The sequence below is a fragment of the Ruegeria sp. BH6 genome (assembly GCF_056538105.1).
The window spans coordinates 180064-201481 of record NZ_JBQFSR010000002.1; the positions used below are offsets into that span (position 1 = coordinate 180064).

General features: G+C 58.3%; 25 protein-coding genes. 13 read left to right on the forward strand and 12 right to left on the reverse strand.

Features of this window, described 5'->3' with window-relative positions; all coding sequences use genetic code 11:
• The first annotated feature begins 188 nt into the window (after positions 1-188).
• The 11 genes from alr to ACR0B8_RS06115 all read left to right on the forward strand — a co-directional run bounded on the left by alr (position 189) and on the right by ACR0B8_RS06115 (position 10068).
• On the forward strand, positions 189-1223 hold the full coding sequence (gene alr / locus ACR0B8_RS06065) for an alanine racemase (RefSeq protein WP_170358750.1): 1035 nt from the start codon (positions 189-191) through the stop codon (positions 1221-1223).
• Entirely contained in the window at positions 1220-2002 is a 783-nt protein-coding gene (locus ACR0B8_RS06070; protein WP_170358752.1) for an MlaE family ABC transporter permease, read from the forward strand. Before alr ends, ACR0B8_RS06070 begins: the two co-directional genes overlap by 4 nt.
• Complete coding sequence (locus ACR0B8_RS06075; protein WP_170358754.1) at positions 1999-2745, forward strand: ABC transporter ATP-binding protein; 747 nt, start codon at positions 1999-2001, stop codon at positions 2743-2745. The genes ACR0B8_RS06070 and ACR0B8_RS06075 overlap by 4 nt, the downstream gene beginning before the upstream one ends.
• The gene (locus ACR0B8_RS06080) at positions 2742-3200 is read left to right on the forward strand and encodes a hypothetical protein (RefSeq protein WP_170358756.1); all 459 of its coding nucleotides are present in this window, start codon (positions 2742-2744) and stop codon (positions 3198-3200) included. Before ACR0B8_RS06075 ends, ACR0B8_RS06080 begins: the two co-directional genes overlap by 4 nt.
• Positions 3197-3649, forward strand: a complete 453-nt coding sequence (locus ACR0B8_RS06085) for a paraquat-inducible protein A (RefSeq protein WP_170396011.1) — start codon at positions 3197-3199, stop codon at positions 3647-3649. The genes ACR0B8_RS06080 and ACR0B8_RS06085 overlap by 4 nt, the downstream gene beginning before the upstream one ends.
• Before the next feature lie 329 nt (positions 3650-3978).
• Positions 3979-4581 carry a DNA repair protein gene (locus ACR0B8_RS06090; RefSeq protein WP_226688372.1) on the forward strand — a complete coding sequence of 201 codons (603 nt, stop codon included), beginning with the start codon at positions 3979-3981 and terminating at the stop codon, positions 4579-4581.
• Between the two features lie 121 nt (positions 4582-4702).
• Positions 4703-6064, forward strand: coding sequence for a DNA repair protein RadA (gene radA, locus ACR0B8_RS06095; RefSeq protein ID WP_170396014.1), 1362 nt, complete (start codon positions 4703-4705; stop codon positions 6062-6064).
• A 42-nt stretch (positions 6065-6106) separates the two neighbouring features.
• The gene (locus ACR0B8_RS06100) at positions 6107-6712 is read left to right on the forward strand and encodes a CvpA family protein (protein WP_170348906.1); all 606 of its coding nucleotides are present in this window, start codon (positions 6107-6109) and stop codon (positions 6710-6712) included.
• Positions 6713-7343: 631 nt separating this feature from the next.
• On the forward strand, positions 7344-8867 hold the full coding sequence (gene purF / locus ACR0B8_RS06105) for an amidophosphoribosyltransferase (protein WP_170348907.1): 1524 nt from the start codon (positions 7344-7346) through the stop codon (positions 8865-8867).
• A gap of 266 nt (positions 8868-9133) precedes the next feature.
• On the forward strand, positions 9134-9382 hold the full coding sequence (locus ACR0B8_RS06110; protein WP_170348908.1) for a hypothetical protein: 249 nt from the start codon (positions 9134-9136) through the stop codon (positions 9380-9382).
• Positions 9383-9423: 41 nt separating this feature from the next.
• Positions 9424-10068 carry an SDR family NAD(P)-dependent oxidoreductase gene (locus ACR0B8_RS06115; protein WP_170348909.1) on the forward strand — a complete coding sequence of 215 codons (645 nt, stop codon included), beginning with the start codon at positions 9424-9426 and terminating at the stop codon, positions 10066-10068.
• A 61-nt stretch (positions 10069-10129) separates the two neighbouring features.
• Here the strand turns inward: ACR0B8_RS06115 and ACR0B8_RS06120 are convergent, their stop codons facing one another.
• From ACR0B8_RS06120 to ACR0B8_RS06135, 4 genes are all read right to left on the reverse strand, one after another.
• Positions 10130-10972 carry an ATP-binding protein gene (locus tag ACR0B8_RS06120; RefSeq protein ID WP_226688370.1) on the reverse strand — a complete coding sequence of 281 codons (843 nt, stop codon included), beginning with the start codon at positions 10970-10972 and terminating at the stop codon, positions 10130-10132.
• Positions 10973-11090: 118 nt separating this feature from the next.
• Positions 11091-11966, reverse strand: coding sequence for a twin-arginine translocase subunit TatC (tatC, locus tag ACR0B8_RS06125; RefSeq protein ID WP_170358764.1), 876 nt, complete (start codon positions 11964-11966; stop codon positions 11091-11093).
• Complete coding sequence (gene tatB / locus ACR0B8_RS06130; protein WP_170348912.1) at positions 11963-12421, reverse strand: Sec-independent protein translocase protein TatB; 459 nt, start codon at positions 12419-12421, stop codon at positions 11963-11965. Before tatB ends, tatC begins: the two co-directional genes overlap by 4 nt.
• Before the next feature lie 6 nt (positions 12422-12427).
• The gene (locus tag ACR0B8_RS06135; protein ID WP_170348913.1) at positions 12428-12643 is read right to left on the reverse strand and encodes a twin-arginine translocase TatA/TatE family subunit; all 216 of its coding nucleotides are present in this window, start codon (positions 12641-12643) and stop codon (positions 12428-12430) included.
• Positions 12644-12862: 219 nt separating this feature from the next.
• On the opposite strand from ACR0B8_RS06135, the gene ACR0B8_RS06140 reads away from it, so the two are divergent.
• Positions 12863-13168: a hypothetical protein gene (locus ACR0B8_RS06140; protein ID WP_170358766.1), complete on the forward strand. Its 306-nt coding sequence runs from the start codon at positions 12863-12865 to the stop codon at positions 13166-13168.
• Between the two features lie 21 nt (positions 13169-13189).
• Positions 13190-13861: a helix-turn-helix transcriptional regulator gene (locus tag ACR0B8_RS06145; RefSeq protein ID WP_170358768.1), complete on the forward strand. Its 672-nt coding sequence runs from the start codon at positions 13190-13192 to the stop codon at positions 13859-13861.
• 41 nt (positions 13862-13902) lie between these two features.
• Here ACR0B8_RS06145 and ACR0B8_RS06150 read toward each other — a convergent pair whose 3' ends face one another.
• From ACR0B8_RS06150 to ACR0B8_RS06185, 8 genes are all read right to left on the reverse strand, one after another.
• Entirely contained in the window at positions 13903-15066 is a 1164-nt protein-coding gene (locus ACR0B8_RS06150) for a peptidoglycan DD-metalloendopeptidase family protein (RefSeq protein ID WP_170358770.1), read from the reverse strand.
• Between the two features lie 63 nt (positions 15067-15129).
• Complete coding sequence (locus tag ACR0B8_RS06155) at positions 15130-15780, reverse strand: protein-L-isoaspartate(D-aspartate) O-methyltransferase (protein WP_170348917.1); 651 nt, start codon at positions 15778-15780, stop codon at positions 15130-15132.
• Positions 15777-16559, reverse strand: coding sequence for a 5'/3'-nucleotidase SurE (gene surE, locus ACR0B8_RS06160; protein ID WP_170358772.1), 783 nt, complete (start codon positions 16557-16559; stop codon positions 15777-15779). The genes ACR0B8_RS06155 and surE overlap by 4 nt, the downstream gene beginning before the upstream one ends.
• Before the next feature lie 121 nt (positions 16560-16680).
• Positions 16681-17802, reverse strand: coding sequence for an ABC transporter ATP-binding protein (locus ACR0B8_RS06165; protein ID WP_170358774.1), 1122 nt, complete (start codon positions 17800-17802; stop codon positions 16681-16683).
• Positions 17803-17847: 45 nt separating this feature from the next.
• The gene (locus ACR0B8_RS06170; protein ID WP_480658154.1) at positions 17848-18918 is read right to left on the reverse strand and encodes a methyltransferase domain-containing protein; all 1071 of its coding nucleotides are present in this window, start codon (positions 18916-18918) and stop codon (positions 17848-17850) included.
• Between the two features lie 100 nt (positions 18919-19018).
• Positions 19019-20131, reverse strand: coding sequence for a DNA alkylation repair protein (locus ACR0B8_RS06175; protein WP_226688365.1), 1113 nt, complete (start codon positions 20129-20131; stop codon positions 19019-19021).
• A 3-nt stretch (positions 20132-20134) separates the two neighbouring features.
• Entirely contained in the window at positions 20135-20914 is a 780-nt protein-coding gene (locus ACR0B8_RS06180) for an SDR family oxidoreductase (protein WP_226688802.1), read from the reverse strand.
• Between the two features lie 73 nt (positions 20915-20987).
• The gene (locus tag ACR0B8_RS06185) at positions 20988-21350 is read right to left on the reverse strand and encodes a nuclear transport factor 2 family protein (RefSeq protein WP_226688364.1); all 363 of its coding nucleotides are present in this window, start codon (positions 21348-21350) and stop codon (positions 20988-20990) included.
• Between the last annotated feature and the right edge of the window lie 68 nt (positions 21351-21418).

Genomic DNA, 21418 nt, shown 5'->3' on the forward strand with positions numbered 1-21418 from the left:
GTCCCGTTTCATTCGCCGAGTTGATCACAGGTCGGACACAATGACGAGAGTTCGGCTGCCCTTGTCCGAGCCTTTTTTAGCCATGATCTTGCGATACCGGCCATAAGCTGCGTAGGAACACCGCGATAAGCACAAGAATTGCCACCTACCCCCTTGACCTGCCGCAATCCAATGTCATGAACAGCACCATGAGTACCGCACGTTTAACGATCAATCTTCAGGCGCTCGCCAGCAACTGGCGGGCGCTCAATGCAAAAACGGATGTCGAGACTGGCGCCGTGGTCAAAGCTGACGCCTACGGCCTTGGTGCCGGACCGGTGTCTGCGACCCTGGCCGAAGAAGGCGTTCGCAAATTCTTTGTCGCCGCCGCAGAAGAAGGCGCCGCCGTGCGCAAAGCCGTTGGCCCCGAACCCCAGATTTTTGTCTTCTCAGGGTTCATGGAAGGTGACAACGGGCTGCACTTTGCTGACAACCTGATTCCTTTGATCAACTCTCCGGAACAGTACAAACGCCTGCAACAGGCCATGCCGAGTCACCCATTCGGAGTTCAACTGGACAGTGGAATGAACCGTCTGGGCCTTGAACCCGCCGATTGGGCCGCGCTGAGGTCTGAGATGGAAAGCCAGAACCCACAGGTGGTTATATCGCATTTGGCCTGCTCGGATGAGCCCGACCACCCGATGAACCGTCAACAGCTAAAGACCTTCCGCGATATGACCGATGGTGTTACCGCACCACGGTCGCTGGCGGCAACGGCGGGCACGCTGATGGGCTCGGAATTCCACTTTGATTTCTGCCGTCCGGGCGTTGGTCTTTATGGCGGCATGCCATTTGCCGACGCCAAGCCCGTCGTAACCGTCGATCTGCCCGTCATTCAGGTGCGCGCGGTCGAAGTTGGTGAAACCGTCGGTTATGGCGGTAGCTGGGTTGCCCGACGCCCATCACGAATCGCAACCGTGGCCGCAGGGTATGCGGACGGGCTGCACCGGGCCATTGGCGGCGGTATCGACGCATTTGCCGGGGACCAACCCTGCCCAGTGGTCGGTCGCATATCGATGGACCTTGTCACCATTGACGTCACTGACCTGCCCGAAGACCCAGAACGCCTGCGCATCCTGAACGGTCACCAGACAGTCGATGACCTGGCCGAGGCCGCAGGCACCATCGGGTATGAAATCCTCACTTCGCTTGGCGCGCGTTATTCACGGGGTTACGTGGAATGAATCCTCTTTCTCTGCTGGGTGGGTTGGGCCGTGCGGTCCTGGCGCTGTTTGCCACCTTTGGTAAAGTCGCGCTGTTTACGATTGATGCGATCTCGCACATTTTTCGTCCGCCCTACTACCCGCGCGAATTTATCGTCGCGCTGATGAACATCGGCTGGCTGTCCCTGCCTGTCGTCGGCCTGACCGCCATTTTCACTGGTGGCGCGCTGGCGCTGCAGATCTACGCTGGCGGCGCTCGTTTCAACGCCGAGGCCGTGGTGCCGCAGATCGTTGCCATCGGTATGGTGCGCGAACTGGGGCCCGTGCTGGTGGGCCTGATGATCGCCGCCCGCGTGACCTCGTCCATCGCAGCCGAGATCGCCACCATGAAAGTGACCGAGCAGATCGACGCGCTGGTCACCCTGTCCACTCATCCGATGAAATACCTGACGGCCCCGCGCGTTCTGGCCGCGCTGATTACCGTGCCGCTACTGGTCGGGATCGGAGATATCATTGGCATCGCAGGCGGTTATGTCGTTGCGACCCAAAATTTGGGTTTCAATCCGGCGACCTACCTGCTGAACACAGTCAATTTCCTTGAGGCCCATGACATCATGTCGTCGCTGGCCAAGGGCGCAACCTTCGGCCTGATCGCGGCGGTCATGGGCTGCTTTTACGGCATGAACTCGGGCCGCGGTGCGCAGGGTGTGGGCCGCGCCACCAAATCCTCGGTCGAATCCGCTGCTATCATGATTCTGGCCACAAACTTCATTCTGACAGGGGTGTTCTTCTCGCTATGATCCGGATGGAGAACGTACAAAAGGCCTTTGGGGACAATCGGGTTCTGCAGGGCATGGACCTTGAGATCCCCAAGGGTACCTCGATGGTCATCATCGGCGGTTCGGGCACCGGGAAGTCAGTGGCGCTGAAATGCATCCTTGGCCTGATCAAGCCTGACAGCGGCATGATCTATGTAGATGGCAAAGACGCCACTAAGGGCGATAGGGATAAGTTTCTGGCCCGGTTCGGGATGCTCTTTCAGGGCGCGGCTTTGTTTGACTCACTGCCCGTCTGGCAGAATGTCTCGTTCCGCCTGCTGCGCGGACCGTTGAAGCGCCCGCCGGAATACGCCCGCGAAATCGCTATCGAGAAACTACGCCGCGTGGGTTTGAAATCCGACGTGGCCGACCGTTTCCCGTCCGAACTGTCAGGCGGCATGCAAAAACGCGTGGGCCTCGCCCGCGCCATCGCCGCCGAGCCCGAGATCATTTTCTTTGACGAGCCCACCACCGGCCTCGATCCGATCATGTCCGGCGTCATCAATGATCTGATCCGCGAGATCGTGACCGAGATGGGCGCCACCGCGATGACCATCACCCACGACATGAGCTCCGTCCGCGCGATTGCCGACAACGTAGCCATGCTGCACGGAGGCGTCATCCAGTGGACCGGCCCAGTGAGTCAGATGGATGCGTCGGGTGATCCTTATGTAGAGCAGTTCATCAGTGGGAGTGCAGAGGGGCCGATTGAGGCAGTGCGGTGATCGAAGTTACGACATTTGGCGACCTGGCGACTTTCATTAAACAGATTGGTTTTTCCTATTTGTTTGGTCTTGGCATTATATTGTCCGGCCTTATTCCCGGTTTCAAACAAACCTCTGACTCCGGTGAAAGCTACACAGACGCCATCGCCGCGTTCAGAAGGCAAAAGTTTGGCTGGGGCGCTGAAGAAAAGTACTCCGAAGCGGCAATGGAAACGTCTCCGTTTCAGACTGGTCTGGGGCTCGTTGTCTTGGCGGTCGTTGCTTTCGTTATGTCGTTTCTAATGAATAAGCTCGACGACCCATTGTTGGATATGGGTGTCGGGGTACTATTCATTCTCCTAGGTTTCAACGTCCGAAGGAATTTCCAAAAACGTTGGTCTGGAAGTATGCGGGAGTTTGATTTTGGTAGTATCGCAATAGGTTTGCTTTTCTTACTTCCCCGCATTTTACCATGATACTCCGCCTCGCCACCCTCTCCCTCCTGATCCTTTACCCAATCGCGTGGTTCGCCCCTCTTATGCGTGCGGGGCTACTCCCGATCTTCGGCCTCAGCGAAATCAGCGTCATCACTGGCCTGCAATCCCTATGGAAATCCGACGTCTTTCTGGCGCTGATCGTCACCATCTTCGCCCTCGTCGCGCCTTACATCAAAACCATCGGCACCGCCCTGATACAGTGGGACCTGCTGGATGCCCGCGTCCAACCCGCTCTGAACATCCTCGGCAAGCTGGCCATGGCCGACATCTTTCTGATCGCGCTCTATATCACTCTGGCCAAAGGCATCTCGTACGCGACCATCGAAACTGCATGGGGTCTGTACCTGTTCACGGCTTGCATTCTGGCCTCGCTCGCGTTGGGCCACATTACCGAAATGACACGCAGATCACGAAATACTCAGATGTAATTGATTGAAAACACTCATCTGAGTATCATCTTAGTATTTCGAGCAGTGACAATTTGTAGTTTTCGGGTCCGTAGCGGATCAATCTGTGTGTTTTGGATGCTCTCCGCTTGGGCCTGGTGTGTACCGGTTCTAGAAGGAGTTCGTCGAACATGACTGCCCTCCATAACATTACATTGCAATTTCAGAATGCCTTTTTAAGACTGACTTTTTTCCTCATTTGCGCGGCAGCCCTGTTCGCCGTTTCAGCCACATTATTATCTGCCTTGGGTGTATTGCCCTGGTTATCCATGCAAGCCGGTTTCGGCGGTGGGCCAGTGCAAGACGCCGGGATGTTTATCCAGATCGGCCTGACCGTTCTGATTCTCATGCTGGCATTCTATCTGCCAGCGAATGCCCGAATGATGGCATTGGAAAACAATCACCGCAAATTTGCCCTGAACATGCACGACATATCAGACGCCTATCAAATGGCCCACGCAGCGGACCGTGGCGGCCTGTTCATGATGTCGTCCGAGTTTGACGCGGTCAAAGAACGTATGGCCTTTCTGCGCCAGCACCCTGACCTACAGACACTCGAGCCCGAAATCCTGGAACTGGCCGCACAGATGAGCCAGATCAGCCACGAACTGGCCGAAACCTATGGCGACGTGCGGATCAATCGCGCCCGAACCTTCCTACAACAACGTCAGGAAGAGATTGAGCTGTTCCAGAAGCGTCTCGAAGAAGCCCAAGTGATCCAGAACGAATTGCGCCAATGGACGCGCGATGTCGAAATGGAAGAAACCATCGCCAAGTCACAACTGGCCCGCCTGCGGGATGAGCTGTTTGAGCTGTTACCCGAACTGTCGGCTCAGTTGCAAACACCTCCCAAGGACAGCTCGACCAAAGCCTCAAGCGTGGTCGCCATGTCCCCGCCCCGCGCGGCGGAATAGGCGCTTGGCGCCTTTGCCGCGGACAATGGCCCATCGGGCCTGAGGACGCGGCACCCCACCGGTGCAGATGAATGCCTTGCAAGGGCTTGAAGAACCGCCGATCCTCGGGCACCAAGGCCGCATGGCAAAAACGACTTTCTCCTGCACGGCCTGCGGCGCGTCGCATTCGCGCTGGTCCGGGCGTTGTGACGCATGCGGCGAGTGGAACACCATTTCGCAGGACGTACCCCTTTCGGCGGGTCCCGCCAAGAAATCCTTGGGCGGCAAACGCGGCCAGTCCATCGCACTTACCGATCTGTCGACCGAAGAAACACCCCCGCCCCGTACGCTTTGCGGGGTTGAAGAACTGGACCGCGTGCTTGGCGGTGGCCTTGTTCCCGCCTCGGCCCTGCTGGTGGGCGGCGACCCCGGCATCGGTAAATCCACCCTTCTGCTGCAGGCCGCGGCGCGCTTTTCCCGTGCGGGCGTCAAAACCATCTATGTTTCCGGCGAAGAAGCCAGCGCGCAGGTTCGAATGCGGGCCCGCCGTCTGGGGCTCGAGGACGCGCCGGTTCAACTGGCGGCTGAGACCAACCTACGCAACATCCTGACGACGCTTGAGGCTGAAAAGCCCGGTCTGGCCATCATCGACTCGATTCAGACCATGTGGGCCGATAATGTGGACAGCGCCCCCGGCTCAGTGTCACAAGTCCGGGCCGCAGCGCATGAATTGACCACGTTTGCGAAACGACACGGCGTATCAATCATCATGGTCGGCCATGTCACCAAGGAAGGCCAGATCGCAGGCCCCCGCGTGGTCGAGCACATGGTCGACACCGTGCTCTATTTCGAAGGTGAACGTGGCCATCAGTTCCGCATCTTGCGCGCCGTGAAAAACCGTTTTGGCCCCGCTGATGAAATCGGCGTGTTCGAAATGACCGGCAAAGGGTTGGCGCAGGTCACAAACCCCTCGGCCTTGTTCCTGTCGGAACGCGGCACCCCTAGCCCCGGTTCGGCCGTTTTCGCCGGAATTGAGGGTACCCGCCCTGTTTTGGTGGAATTGCAAGCACTTGTGGCACCGTCCCCGCATTCCCAACCCCGCCGTACCGTGGTCGGATGGGATAGTGGGCGGCTGGCCATGATCCTTGCCGTTCTTGAAGCGCGCTGTGGCATCCCCTTTGCCGGGTTGGACGTTTACCTGAACGTCGCCGGAGGAATGAAAATCAGCGAACCGGCCGCCGACCTTGCCGTGGCGGCCGCATTGCTGAGTGCCCGAGAAGACACAGCTCTGCCCGCTGATACGGTGATTTTTGGAGAAATCTCGTTATCCGGGGCACTTAGACCGGCCCCACAGACAGAAAACAGGTTGAAAGAAGCCCAAAAACTTGGTTTCACATCGGCAATCGCTCCGGCGGGCGGCAAAACCGGTACTGTGGCAGGTCTGACACTCACCCGACCCTCTGATTTGGTGGGGTTTGTTGGCGAAACCTTCGGAGCAGGTTAAGGTAACGCCTTGAGGGGCTGAAAAAAAGTACAGGCGAGGGCCATGGAAGGTTTTACAATTATCGACGGGGTGGTTGCCCTGATCATCGTCGTGTCAGGCCTGCTGGCCTATTCACGCGGATTTTTACGTGAGGTTTTGGCCATCGCGGGCTGGGTCGCAGCCGCCGTACTGGCCTTTATTTTTGCACCCCAGGCCGTTCCGCTGGTGAAAGAGATCCCGGTCGTCGGAGATTTCCTGCGCGACAGCTGCGAATTGTCGGTGATCACCGGCTTTGCCGCCGTGTTTGCGATCGCTCTGATCGTGGTCAGCATCTTTACTCCGCTGTTTTCATCGATCGTGCAACGCTCGGCCATTGGCGGGTTGGATCAGGCGCTTGGCTTATTCTTTGGCATCGCGCGCGGCATCCTGTTGGTGGCTATCGCCTTCTTTGTCTATGACACTGTTATGACCGGTCAATCTTATACGATGGTCGACGAAAGCCGTTCCGCCAAAGTGTTCGAACAATTCAGCGACCGCATCGAAGAACAAAACCCCGAGCAATGGCTGGGTTGGGTCACCCAACAATATGAAGAGCTGGTGGCAAGCTGTGGCGCCGGCACCGAGGCGCCAGAGGCATCGGAAACCACGGCACCGACCGCAACTGAATAAGAAAAAGCCCGGCATTGACCGGGCTTTTTTCTTGGCTGCCTTTCAGACGTATTCAGTTAAAAAACCTTCTCCACCGCAAACCGTGCATCGGGTGTTCTTCAGGCCAAAGCACCCCTCGCAGCGGCCCATAATGGGTTTGCCGTGGATATCGCGGCTTTTGATCACCTCGCCTGAGCCGTTGCAAATCGGACAAGGCGACCGGCCCATGCCACGGCAACGATGGCACCGGCGTTTTACCGGGTCTTCCTTTTTTCTTCCTTGCTTGTGTTCCCACATGGCTAACGTCCTATCGAAACTCATACACCAGGTAAAAAAACCGCTACTTGCACCATGACAGCACAAGCATGCCTATATGTCACCTATTCCAGTCACCTTTCATAAAACGCACCTGCGACGATTGGTGAATGTGATCCTTTGATGACACAGGGCGCATTAGGCATTATGTGGAGGCCGAACTGACATGGAATCGGAGCCACCGATCTTGCTGTACCTGTTTTCTCTCGCGCTTGCCCTCGTGACATTGGCGCGTTTGCATCATCAGCCGGGATGGAAACAAGGCGCACTGGCATACCCATGCAGACGTTCAGATCATCACCGCTAGTCAAAACGTCATGGAAATTGGAGCCCGTACATGTGTGGGATTTTAGGGATCGCAAGCAGGACACATGATGTCTTTGCGGAAATCTATGACGGGCTGCTGATGCTTCAGCACCGGGGTCAGGATGCCTCGGGGATCGTCACCTATAACGACGGCTTCTTCCGTGAAAAGAAGGCAAATGGTCTGGTCAAGGACGTGTTCAACGCACAAGACGCCGAGACCCTTCTGGGTAAGATCGGCATGGGTCATGTGCGGTACCCGACCGCAGGATCGCTCAGCGCGTCCGAGGCGCAGCCGTTCTTTGTGAACGCGCCCTATGGCATCTATCTGGTTCATAATGGCAACATCACCAACACCGCCGAACAGCGTGAGAAGGTGACCGCCAAATACAGCCGTCACCTGCGCACCACGTCGGATTCCGAAATCCTGCTGAACGTGCTGGCCGACAAGGTTGCCGATGCGATCAAGGTCAACGGCAACGGCGAACCGATCCGCAACATCTTTGCCGGTGTGAAGATGACGATGGAGCGAATCCAAGGCGCCTATTCGGTAATCTGTCTGGTTGCCGGTGTCGGCATGCTGGCGTTCCGCGATCCTTATGGCATCCGTCCTCTTTCCGTCGCCAAGCGCGATGTGGACGGCGACGGCGACGATTACGCCTTTGCCTCAGAGGATGTGGCCTTTGGCATCAACGGCTTTGAAAAGCTGCGCGACCTTAACCCGGGTGAGGCCATTCTGATTGATCTGGATGGAAACATGCACACCTTCCAGGCGGTCGAAGGCCAACTGACCCCGTGTATCTTTGAATATGTCTACCTGGCCCGCCCGGATTCGCTGCTAGATGGCGTTTCGGTTTACAAAACCCAGATGCGCATGGGTCAGACGCTGGCCCGCCAGATCCAAGCCGCAGGGCTTGAGATCGACCGCATCATCCCCGTGCCCGACAGCGCCCGCCCCGTGGCGCTTGAGGTCGCTAAGGCCACCGGCATTCCATACCGCGAAGGTCTGGTCAAAAACCGCTATGTCGGGCGAACCTTCATCATGCCCGGCCAAGAAGAGCGCCAGAAATCGGTGCGCCGCAAGCTGAACGCCGTTCCGTTGGAGTTCCGCGATCACAACGTTCTGCTGATCGACGATTCCATTGTGCGCGGCAATACAATCAAGAAGATCGTGCAGATGTGCCGCGAAGCCGGGGCTAAAAAAGTGTACATCGCCAGCGCCTCACCGCCGGTAAAATTCCCCAACGTCTATGGCATCGACATGCCCACCAAGCATGAACTGATCGCCAATGGCAAAGATATCGAAGAAATCCGTCAGGAAGTCGGCGCAGATGCCCTGTTCTATCAGGATCTCGACGACCTGATCTGGGCGGCCAAAGAAGGCAACCCCGAGATCGAAGCCTTTGACTGTTCCTGTTTCGACGGCAATTACATCACCGGCAGCGTCAGCGATGACTATCTGGACAGTCTCGAAAACAGTAATCGGGTCAGCAAGAAACGCGCAGATATGCAAGTTCCGGGCGGCTCGTGGAACAGCGCGAAGCTGGCCTCGGGATAGGATTTGATCCGAATCGACCTTGCTTTTTGGCCCGTTTCACCGATGTGATGCGGGCCTTTTTCTGCCTGCCTGGCAGGCCGCATCGGTAGATTTCCGCCACAACCCATCGGTGAAGAAATTGCAATCGCAAGGGCTTCGCCGCAATGCCGAATCCCCTTGGGAAGTGCACGGCCAACCGGGCTTTTCCTTTCTGATCCGGTTTGGTAGCCCGCAGGTTGCCAACCACTCAATCAAGGGGTCGGGCCGCTGTGGTCAGGCCGGAATACATGTCAAACGCCACTGTCAAAAGCGCGGCCACGCAAAAAGGCGCGCTGAAAAAAAGCTCTTTGTCTGTTCTGGGGGTCTTTGGCCCGAAATCGGACATGCGGGCCCTTATGCGTATGTCTTCGGGACGTGTGAAAGAGGTCAAGCTGGGCAGCCGCGTGTCTTCGGGCACCATCGTTGCAATTGATGCCGACGGCGTAATGCTGCGACAAAGCGGCCAGACCAAGCGGATCGTCATACCCGGCAGTTAATCTGTCTTGACGCCCTGCGTGCGGGGGTTCAAACCCCTGTCATGACCGATCAGACCAAAATTGCCCTCGTCACCGGGGCCTCTCGTGGGTTGGGCGCTGCCCTGGCCGAGGCACTGGCGCCCGAATATCACATTGTCGCCGTCGCCCGTACCACCGGCGGGCTGGAAGAACTGGATGACCGCATTCGGGCCAAAGGCGGTGCCGCAACCCTGGCACCGATGGATATCGCCGACCCCAACGCCATGGCGACGTTGTGCCGGGGCATCCATGATCGCTGGGGCAAGGTGGATTTGTGGCTGCACACGGCCGTTCACACCTCGGCCCTGACACCCACGCATTTCATCGACCCGAAAGAGTGGACCAAGGCCGTAAATACCAACGCCACGGCGACGTCAGTTCTGATCCCCTATATTGCCCCCCTGTTGGGTGAAACCGGCCATGCCGTGTTCTTTGACGATCCGAAAGCCGGTCAGAAGTTTTACGGCATCTACGGTGCAACCAAGGCGGCGCAGATGGCGCTGGCACGTGGCTGGGCACAAGAGACCAAACGCACCGGCCCGAGGGTTTCAATTGTCGAACCTGCCCCGATGCCAACCGCCGTACGTGCGCGATTCCATCCCGGTGAGGATCGCGATGCGTTGACCAGCACGGCAGACGAAGCCGCTCGGATTTTATCTTTGCTGTAAGGAATGGCCCTTTGGGCCATGCCTCCGGCATGAGTATTTGGGAAAAGATGAAGCGGGCGGGTTAGGCGATGTGCACGCCGTTGCGCCCGGCCAGATCGACGAAGAATTGCCAAGCCACGCGGCCCGACCGCGCGCCCCGCGTTGCCTGCCATTCGATGGCTTCGGCACGCAGGGTTTCAGCGTCAACCGACACGCCATATGCCCCGCAATAGCGGTCGATCATCGCTAGGTATTCGTCCTGATCACAAGGGTGGAAGCCCAACCACAGGCCGAACCGATCAGACAGTGAAACCTTTTCCTCGGCCGCCTCAGACGGATTGATCGCGCTGGAGCGTTCATTCTCGATCATATCGCGCGGCATCAGGTGGCGGCGGTTCGAGGTGGCGTAGAATACGACGTTTTCCGGGCGCCCTTCGATACCCCCGTCCAGCACTGCCTTGAGCGATTTATAGTGCTGGTCGTCATGACTAAACGATAAGTCATCGCAGAACAGAATGAACCGGTGCGGTGCGGCACGCAGGTGATTCAGAAGGCGGGCGACTGAGCCCATATCCTCGCGCTGGAGTTCAACCAGCTTCAGATCTGGGAAATCCATCTGCAGCGTGCCGTGAACGGCTTTGACGAGGCTGGATTTCCCCATCCCCCGCGCGCCCCAAAGCAACGCGTTATTTGCTTTGAAGCCGGCAGCAAATCGGCGCGTATTGTCCAGCAGAGTATCGCGGGACCGGTTGATGCCCACCAGCAAATCCAGATCGACGCGGTTGACCTGCGTGACGGGCTCCAGCCGATCCGGTTCAACATGCCAGACAAATGCCGGGGCAGCCGCGAAATCGGGCGCGTCCAAAGGGGCTGGTGCCATCCGTTCCAGCGCGTCGGCGATACGGTTCAGGGCTTGGTCGTCCATTGGGGCCTCCGGCGTCATGTCTTGCGCGGTTCAAACCATGTTCGAAGCGGCGCAACAAGGGCCAGACACTAAAAAGGCGCGCCGGTTAGGCGCGCCTGTTGCATGGTTTTCAGCGGGGTTACTTGTTGTCTTCTTCCCGCACGATCTCTTCGTCGGATTCTTCTTCGTCGTCATAGTAGCCGTCGGCACGCAGTTGCTCTTCGCGCTTTTTTTCGACCCGGGCGACTAGGAAGATCGAAATCTCATACAGGCCGTAGACCACCACAAACAGAATAACCTGCGTAATCACATCAGGCGGTGTCACCAGCGCGGCAAGCACCAGAATGGCAACCACTGCGTATTTCCGAACCGAGCCCAGCCCTTCGGCCGTAACCAGCCCCGCCTTACCCATAAGGGTCAACAAAACGGGCAGTTGAAAACACAGGCCAAAGGCCACGATAAACTTGATCGTCAGGTTCAGGTATTCCTGCGCCGAGCCCTGGAACACCACGCTCAGCGGAGCCGCGGTTGCGCCTTCGACCACTGCCTCTCCTTCGGCACCAAATTGCTGGAACCCGAGGAAGAAGTCATAAGCCAGTGGTGTTACGACATAGAACGCAAAGCTTGCCCCCAGAAGGAACATGAAGGGCGAGGCCAGCATGAATGGCAGGAACGCGTTCTTTTCCGATCGGTAGAGGCCCGGCGCCACGAAGCGCCACATCTGCATCCCGATATATGGGAAGGCCAAGATAAAGCCACCCAGCAGCGAGACCTTGATAGCAACGAAGAACCCTTCTTGCGGCGAGATGAAGATCAACCCGCAATCCTGCCCGCGTTCGGCCAAAACTTCGCACAAAGGGTTAGTCAGGAAGTTGAAAAGCGGCGTGGCCACAGTGAAACAGATGATCATCCCGACCAAAAACGCCACGACGCAGTGGATCAGCCGCGTGCGCAGTTCCGCCAGATGCTCGATCAGCGGGGCCGAGCTGTCTTCGATCTCGTCGGTCTTTGTCATGTCTTGCTTTCAGTCTTCAGCGCGGCCTCGGCCTCTTCGGCTTTGGCTAGCGCATCTGCTGCTTCTTTGGCCTTGCGCTCAGCCGCAGCACGGGCAGTTGAGGCCTGAATCTTCTTGGCTTGTTCAGCCCGTTCTGCGGCCAGCTTACCGGTTTCGCTGTCGGGGTCGAACTTGGTGGGATCGATGCTTTTGGCAACGTCCCGCGCCGCCTCGTTAACGCTGTCCATGGCGGTGCTGACGGGATTGGCGGCCGCGTTAAGACCCTTTTTGATCTCGTTCACACCTGCCTGATCCGCGGCCTCGTTCATGGCGCTGCTGAATTCGCGCGCCATACCACGGGCCTTGCCAACCCAGCGGCCAACATTGCGAAACAGAACCGGCAGGTCCTTTGGCCCCACAACGATCAGGGCAACAATGCCAATGACCAGAAGCTCGGTCCAACCCAGATCAAACATCTGCGCTTAGGCCTTGTCTTTGTCGGTCTCGGGCGTGACGTCCTTGGCCACTTCGGCAGCGTCCTGCTCCAGCTCGTCCGCGCCTTCTTTGACGCCCTTCTTGAACGAGGTGATGCCCTTGCCCACTTCACCCATCAACGAGCTGATTTTACCGCGGCCAAACAGCACCAGCACCACAACGGCGATCAGTAGCAGACCGGGAAGGCCGATATTGTTGAGCATGTCTCTTCTCCTTGTACGTCGACGCGTTGCGCCGGGAATGTGATCTGGGTCTGTGTCTACGCCTGCATGGCCCTGCGCAAAAGTGCGCCAGATCAATTCCGCGCCCAAAATTGATCCGATCACGCAATTTTTGCAGGCTGGCATTTCACAACTGACAGGTTTATGTCAGTTGAAGGACATTAGGTACAGGGCATCGAAACCTGGTCAACGGAGAATCAAATGACCCATGTTGCTGAAATCGTCACCTTCACCCTCGCCAACGGGACAACACCGGAAGAGTTCGTCAAACTCAGCCAGGCGTCCGAGGCGTTCGTTCGCAACGCCCCGGGTTTTGCCCACCGTCAGCTAAGCCAGGGTGAAGATGGCCGCTGGACCGACTATGTAATCTGGACGGATATGAAGGCCGCCAAGGACGCAGCGGCGCAATTCCCGCAGCAAACCTTTGCCCCGGCCTTGATGGCCGCGATCCAACCCGACAGCGTCCAGATGCGCCACGAGAATGTGCTATGGAACATGACCGCATAAACGCGGTCCGGGCGGCGTGTCATGCGCCGCTCTGATCGTCTGTTCGACATCATTCAGATCCTGCGCGACGGCAAACTGCACCGCGCGCAGGATATTGCGGACCGGCTCGAAGTGTCGGTTCGTACAATCTATCGCGATATGGACACGCTGGTGGCCTCGGGTGTTCCGGTAGAGGGTGAGCGTGGCGTAGGCTATATGGTCCGCGAGCAAATCACTCTGCCCCCGCTGAACCTGACCCCGGCCGAGCTTGAAGCGCTGAACCTCGGCATGGCCATCGTGGCCGAGGCCGCAGACCCCGATCTGAAGGCCGCCGCAGAAACCCTGGCCGACAAGATTGACGCTGTACTGCCCACCCAGGTCGTGGCCGAGGCGGACACGTGGAAATTCGCCGTCTACCCCTTTGCCGACGCTGCGCGGGGGCTGGCGCATATGGCTCCGATTCGGTCCGCGATCAAAACCCGGCAGAAACTGCACCTGTCCTATCGCCGTATCGACGGCGTTCTGACAGACCGCACCATTCGCCCTCTTCATATGGAGTACTGGGGCCGCGTCTGGACCCTTACCGCATGGTGTGAGTTGCGCGAAGGGTTCCGCGTGTTTCGCATCGACCTGATCGAAGCTGTCTCACCCCTACCGGAAATCTTCGCTGACGAGCCCGGCAAAACACTAAGCGATTTCGACCCGCACGCCTAAACCCGGCTGTCAGGTATATGGCCCGAAATGGGCCATTCCAATCACTTCAGATAAGGTTCCGGATCGACGGATTCGAACCCTTTGCGCACCTCGAAATGGACATAGGAATTGTCGCCGCCACGCAAGGATGCAATCTGTTCGCCTCGGCGCACGCGGTCGCCCTTTTTTACCGTGATCTTGTCAACGTTTGCATAGACGGTCAGCAGGTCGCTGTTGTGTTTAACCACTATGATCGGCACTTGATCCGCATCTGCGGTGATCGCCGCAACGGTCCCGGCTTCGGCTGCCTTTACCGCAGCTCCCGACTGTCCGGCGATGTCGATCCCTTCATTCTTGCCCTTGTCATAGGTACGAATGATCGTCCCGGTAACTGGCAATCCCAGGGCAGAATTACTTTGGTTTGTCGGAGCCTCGGCCGTCACGTCGGGCGCAGGTGTGGCCGGAGAGATCACCTCGTCCGGCAACGGTTGCGTGGCACTTGGCGGTGTCGGCGTGGGCGAGCCCTGGCCGGGTTGTGTCACATTGCTGGCGGGCACAGCCGCTTGTCTTGGAGCAGGCTGGTTCTTGATCGGGATTAACAGGAACTGATCCTCCCGCACAGTAAAGTCCGACCCCAAACCGTTCCATTCGGCCAGCGCATCCACTGGCACGTCGTAAAGCCGTGCAATGGTATAAGCTGTCTCGCCGCGTTTGACCTGGTGACGGATCGGCTCGGGCCCCGATGCCACAGGGGCCGGTGCAGGCGCGGCCGCAGGTTGGGCGGGCGCCAACGTCGATGTCCTAACCGAGCCATCTGCCGGCGCCTCATCAATCGCGGTTCCGGCAATCGAGGCGATATCCACTGAACTGGTCGAACTGACCGTGCGCGGCAGGGCGATAACCTCGCCGTCGCGCAATTTGTCCGTCGGCTTGAGACCGTTGAACACGGCCAACTCTCCCTCGGGCAAACCGACGCGGGCAGCAACCGAGGCGACCGTATCGCCGCGTTGCGCAACGGCCACCTGATAGTTCGGATAGGTGATGACCCCGCGCGCATCCGGTGCTGGCCGGTTCGCGGTCACCCCGCGCGCGGCATCTGCGGTCGAAAATCCGCCGACCTGCCCGCGCAGATCGTAGTCCAGCGGGCCTTCGCACCCTGCCAGAATCGCCAAAGCCGCCACACCTGTCACGCAGCGGAGCATCGCTGATTTGGAAACTGCTCTCATTGTACTGTCCTCAACGCCTGCCCGTGTTTTCCGGGGTTCCGGCGCATGTTGCAGAATATTCTTTTACGCCCCGTCCCTGCCAAGCCCTTCTAACAAGGGCACGAAACGAACGGGTAACAATTCGTCATAGTCCAGACCGGTCTCGGTCCGCCTGACCCGGATCAGGGTCTGAACCGCATCCGACTGTCCCACCGGCAAAACCATGATACCGCCGATTTTAAGCTGCGCCAAGAGCGGCCCTGGCGGGTCTTCTGCCGCAGCCGTCACAATGATCCTGTCAAACGGGGCCTGTTCGGACAAACCAAAGGAGCCATCCGACAGCATCGCGGTGACATTGGTCAGTCCCAGCTCGCGAAACAGCGCGCCGGTTTCGCGCACCAGCCGCTTGTGTCGTTCGACCGTATAGACCCGGCGCGCCAGTTTGGACAGGATCGCCGCCTGATAGCCCGAGCCTGTACCGACCTCTAACACTGTATCGCGCGGGCGTACGTCCAGCGCCTGTGTCATTAGCCCCACAACTGACGGCTGGCTGATCGTCTGCCCGCAGGCAATCGGCAAAGGTGTGTCCTCATATGCGCGCTCGGCAAACAGACCTTTGACAAAGCGGCCACGGTCGACCTGCTCCATGGCGGCCAGCACACGCGCATCCGTCACCCCGCGCGATCGCAGGGCAAACAGGAACTGCATGATTGTTTCTGGATCTGGTCCGGTCATTCGATTGTCTTCAATGCCTTAAGCGCGTCATGCGCCGTCAGATCCGCGCGCATCGGCGTGACCGAGATGTAGCCCGCCAGATTAACCGCCGCATCCGTGCCCGGCGCGGTTGGATTGTGCTGATACCCACCCTTGATCCACAGGAACCGCCGCCCAGAGGGCGAACTGTGCGGCTCGACCGAGAAATGCGTATCGCGGCGATATCCTTGCGGTGCGATCCGAGTGCCCAGAACCTCGTCCGCGGGCACGGGCGGGAAATTTACGTTGTAGAACAGACGGTAATCGCCCTGCTCGGCCGGGGTCGCGTCCAATATTTTCCGCACCAGCCCCGCCCCGAACCGGGTCGCGGCCTCGAACGGATCGTCCAGCCCCAGATTACGCGGACCAAAATATTGAGACAGGGCAATCGCCGGAATACCCTGCAACGCGGCCTCCATCGCGCCACCGACAGTGCCGGAATACAGCGTGTTTTCCGCCGAATTGTTGCCCCGGTTCACGCCAGACAACACCAAATCGGGCGGCGCGTCCTTCATCACGTCGTGCAGACCGGCCAGCACACAATCGGCGGGCGAGCCCTCGGCGGCGAAACGCTGATCACCCAGTTTGGCGACCATCATCGGATGGGTATAGCTGATGCAATGGCCGACACCCGATTGCTCGAACGCAGGTGCAACCACCCAGACTTCTCCGTCGGGCCCAGCCAGATCGGCGGCAATCGCCTCAAGCGTGATCAGGCCCGGCGCGTTGATGCCGTCATCATTGGTCAGAAGAATACGCATTTGCCCCATCCACCGCAGCGTTTTGACCTTGATAGACCCGCCCCCGCGCGGCGGCAAGCAAAGCACGCCTGCAATCTGAGGCTTTCGCGCACCACTTGAGCCTAAACTACGTTTTCAGGCCCTAAATGGGGAAAACAAAGCACCGATCCCGGCGAATGGTCAGCCACATGACCCGTCCCGGATTTGGTACAAAAACATTCGGCACCGTGGCCTTCAGAACGGAACCATCATGGTCCATGCGGAACTCGACCAGGCTTTCGTTGCCTAAGAACCGCGCTCTCTCGACCGTGCCGCGGGCCGCAACGCCATCGGTTGCCGTCGGCAGCGGGCCTTTGCCATTGCGGTCAAAGTCCAACCGCACGTGCTGTGGCCGGAATACAATCTCAACATCTGTGCCGTCGGGAATACCCGGCGCTAGAAACTGACCAAAGGGTGTATCGGCCAACGCTCCATTCACTTGCGCTTGTAACACGTTGACATCACTGAAAAATGCCACAGCCGCTTTGTCAGCCGGACGGGTATAGACGTTGTATGGCGCACCTTGCTGCACGATCTTGCCGCGGCGCATCAGTGCGATCTCATCAGCCATGCGCATCGCCTCTTCGGGCTCGTGCGTCACCAACACAACGGCGGCATCTTCTTCCTTGAGGATCGCCAGCGTCTCATCCCGAATACCGTCGCGCAGCCGGTTGTCGAGGCCAGAGAACGGCTCGTCCATCAGCATGATCCGTGGACGCGGGGCCAGTGCGCGGGCCAGAGCGACACGTTGTTGCTCGCCCCCGGACAGGTGATGCGGGAATTGGTCGATGAAGTGGATAAGATCAACTTTGCGCAGTAACTCATCAACGCGCGCGCGCTTTTCTTCTTTATGCCCCGTCAGGCCAAAGGCCACGTTGTCGGCAACACTTAAATGCGGAAACAGCGCAAAATCCTGAAACATCAGGCCGATCTCGCGGCGTTCGGGCGGAACCCGGAACACGGTGTCGCAGATCAGCTTGCCGTCGACATAGATCTCACCGGACTCCTGCATCTCAACCCCGGCGATCATGCGCAACGTGGTCGACTTGCCGCACCCCGAAGGCCCAAGCAGGCAAGTCACTTTCCCTGCTTCAACCGTCAAAGAGACGTCGTCAACTACAACCCGCCCCTCGTACCGTGCGTTAAGATTGCGAATTTCCAGACGAGGAGGAGTTACGTCTATTGTCACCGATGGGCCTCGTTGCCTTTTCCCGATCAAATTCATCGGTCTTAGGCGGGGATAGCAACCCCGCCCGTCCGGTGCAAGTGATCAGCAGCAGCCGCCCGAGGTAGCCTCGCCGGTCGACGCGCTCGTGATCGCGCCGGTGGCTTCAAACGGGCTTTCGCCGCCGCAACCATCGAAGACGCCATAATGCGTAGAGAAATCACCGATAAAGTCGAAATGCCGCGCGAAACGGGTATCGTTCAACATCATCCATGTATTGCCGCAGACCGGAAACACCTTGCCTGTCTCGATCGCGTGGTGGTCATCTAGTTCGAACAGATGTGGCGCGTGCGGGATGGTGCCTTTGTAGATGACGGCCTGCCCGTAATCCTCGCAAGCGGGTTCCAGTACGGACAGTTTGAACAGTCGATAAGTCGCCGACAGGAACTTCAGCGGTGCGACGCGTTCTTCCAGCACAGGGTTCTCGATGGTCAGCGGGCGGTGCGTGACGCGGCGTGGATCACCGAACCCCGCCTTGCGCGACATCGACAGAAAATCGTTCCAGTACAGTGCGCCGGACAGGCATTCGCCGTACAAGACTTCATCTTCGGCCATGGCCTGCGGAACACGACGGTCGGCGTAGACGTCCGAGAAATAAATCTCACCACCCTCTTTCAGCAGACGATGGGCACCGCGAAGGACGGCCTCTTTGTCGGTGGCCAGATTGATCACACAATTCGAGACAATGATATCGAAGGAACTAGGTTCCAGGTCCAGCTCATCCAGCTTTTCGATGTAGCCGTGATGGAATTCTACGTTGCTGGCGGCATGACCAAAGGCCTGCGCGTGGAAATCCTGATGCGCGCGGGCGACGTCTAGCTGTTCCGGCGTCATGTCGACCCCGACCACGCGACCCTTTTCACCCACCATCGCCGACAGAGCGTAAACGTCGCGACCAGCCCCGCAACCCAGATCAAGGATGCTCATCCCTTCCAAATCCAGCGGCGCGATCAGGCCGCAACCATAGTAGCGCGTCAGCACATCATCATGAATTTTTGAGAGGATCTTTTTGACATGGTCCGGCATGTCATCGGGAGTACAGCAAGCGTTGGTTTGCAAATCCGCGCTGCCCTGAAGGACCTCGCCATAGTAATTCTGCACTGATTCATGCTTCATCGCAGCACCCCTTTCCTCACTGGCTGCTTCGCAGCTAATGCAGCACTGCCGCCTGTGCAACCACTGCTACCAATTTTGACAAAAGCGTGAGGGTCCTGCCCTAGCTCAGCAGGTCGAAATCGACCGAGGCGCGAACCCGCCCATTCACCTGAATCTCTAGCCGATGTGCGCCGGGAACCAGCTTGAACGTGGTCGCATTGCCTTTCAGCTTGTGCTTCTTGGTCAGACTCAGCGCACCACCGCGCAAGGTCGCCTGCTTCAGCTTATGCACCTTGGCCGAAGTTTTGCCGCCAGGGCGTTGAAAGTGAATGATATAGTCGACCAGAACAGGTTGATCCCCCGCACCGTTCAGCGAGACATCGAACTCGAGCGCCCCACCAATCCGCGCCTCTTGGTTTACCTGCACGCTTGCGGTTATCTCGACCTCGGGATCGAAGCCCAACATCTTCATGGCACCGGGATGGCCTGCCTTCACCAGCCCCCGCAGCGTATGTGAGGTCATCCAGCACAGTTCGTCCCGATCCTGTGTCCCGGTTTCGGACCATTCCTGTAACCGGTCCAGCACCAGCGCAGGGTCTTTCTTGGTGATGTCGTTCAGATGGTTCGCCACAGACCGCGTAACATAGCGTGTTGGGTCACTATGCAGCCGGTCCAACAATGGCAGCGGGTCGGTCAGCTCCAGCCCTACCGCCTGCCCCCAAGGCAACCGTGGTCGTGTGCCTTCACTGACCAGACGGCGCACGTGATAGCTGTCATGCCCGCACCATAGTTCCATCCGCGCCAAGACCTGATCCGGATAGCGGTTGAGGAATGGGCGAATGGCCCACTCCATCGAAAATCGTTGGGTCAGTTCTTCAAGCACGTCCAAAGCCAGATCAGGATACTCCAACCCCACTGAAACGATCCAATCCCCCAAAGGCGCAAAGATGAAATCACCGAAATCATCATCTGTTTTGGTTGGGTCCAAAGGCGGTGGCAGTGCGCGCAGAAGGGTTGGCGCGACAGTCGGCAGCTCTCCGGGTACGGCCTGTTGCAGGCAGTCGGCGATCCAGGCCATGCGCTCTTTCAGTTCAAGCTCCAGCAGCCGCGACATGACCTGCGCCTCGAATGCCTTGGCATCAAAGGATGGATCAGCATCGGCGAAAAGGTCCGCTAAAAAACAGGTCTTTTCCGCATTAAACAACTGATCTTTGAGCGAGAAGTTCTGTGCCATGACTCACATCGTCAGATTGGTTCCGCCACCGTCCAGCAGTATATTCTGCCCGACGATAAAGCCGGCGTGTTGCGAACACAAAAACGCGCAGGCCGCGCCGAATTCCTGCCGCGTCCCATACCGACGTGCAGGGATCGTCTCGGCGCGTTCGGCGCGCGCCTGATCCATGGAAATTCCTTTTTGTGCAGCCACGCCACCATCCAGCGACTCCGCGCGATCCGTCGCGTGAATGCCCGGCAGTAGGTTGTTGATCGTCACTCCACGCGGTGCGACTTGTCGCGCTGTACCAGCGACATAGCCGGTCAAACCAGTCCGCGCCGCGTTCGACAGACCCAAAGCAGGGATCGGTGCACGCACGGATTGCGACGTGATGTTGACCACCCTGCCCCAGCCCTTGTCCATCATCCCCGGCAACAAGGCTTTCATGAAGGCAATCGGTGTCAGCATATTTGCATCCAGCGCCTTGATGAAATCGTCACGATCCCAATTCGACCACAGTCCGGGTGGCGGGCCACCGGCGTTTGTCACAAGTATATCAACGCCCTGCGCGGCTTCGATAACTTGCGCCTGTCCGTCTACCGAGGTCACATCGCAAGCCACGGTTTTCACATCGACGCCATATTCGGACCGCAAACGAGCAGCTTCGGCATCCAACGCCTCGGCCCCGCGCGCGTTCATCACCAGATCAACCCCAGCTTCGGCCAACGCCTCGGCACAGCCTAAGCCCAGCCCTTTTGAGCTTGCACAAACCAGCGCGCGCTTTCCGCGAATTCCCAGATCCATCTGATCCTCCCCATCTGTTGTTGCCCGCATGTCTAGCACCGGCCAGACAGGGAAGACCAGAAGTCACAAAGCTTCAGTAAAAGAACTCTTCGCGCACGATTTTTCCATTGGCGACGTGATAGATACCGACCTCTTTCATATCGAAGGTCTCGCCACTTTCCTTAACCTTGCCCTGCACTTCGAAAATTACGGCAAAGCGATCGTCGCCATGCAAATAAGGCTCACTGACCGACGCGCCCGAGACCTCATGCGCGCCTTCCCACCATTCGTGTTTGCCGCGGATGCCCTCGACGCCGTGCGTTTCACGCCCCATGCCTTCCATCACTTGCGCTTCGACCGAAACGGCATCAGGCGCGTATAATTTGTTTAGGTTTTCCTTGGCCCGGTCCTCACGACACCCAGCGACCAGTTCGTCTGCGATTTCTTTCAAATTCATTGATCCTCTCCATCTTTTGTTCACTATTTGTTCTTTTTGGCATAACCATACGATTCTGAACACCCCCT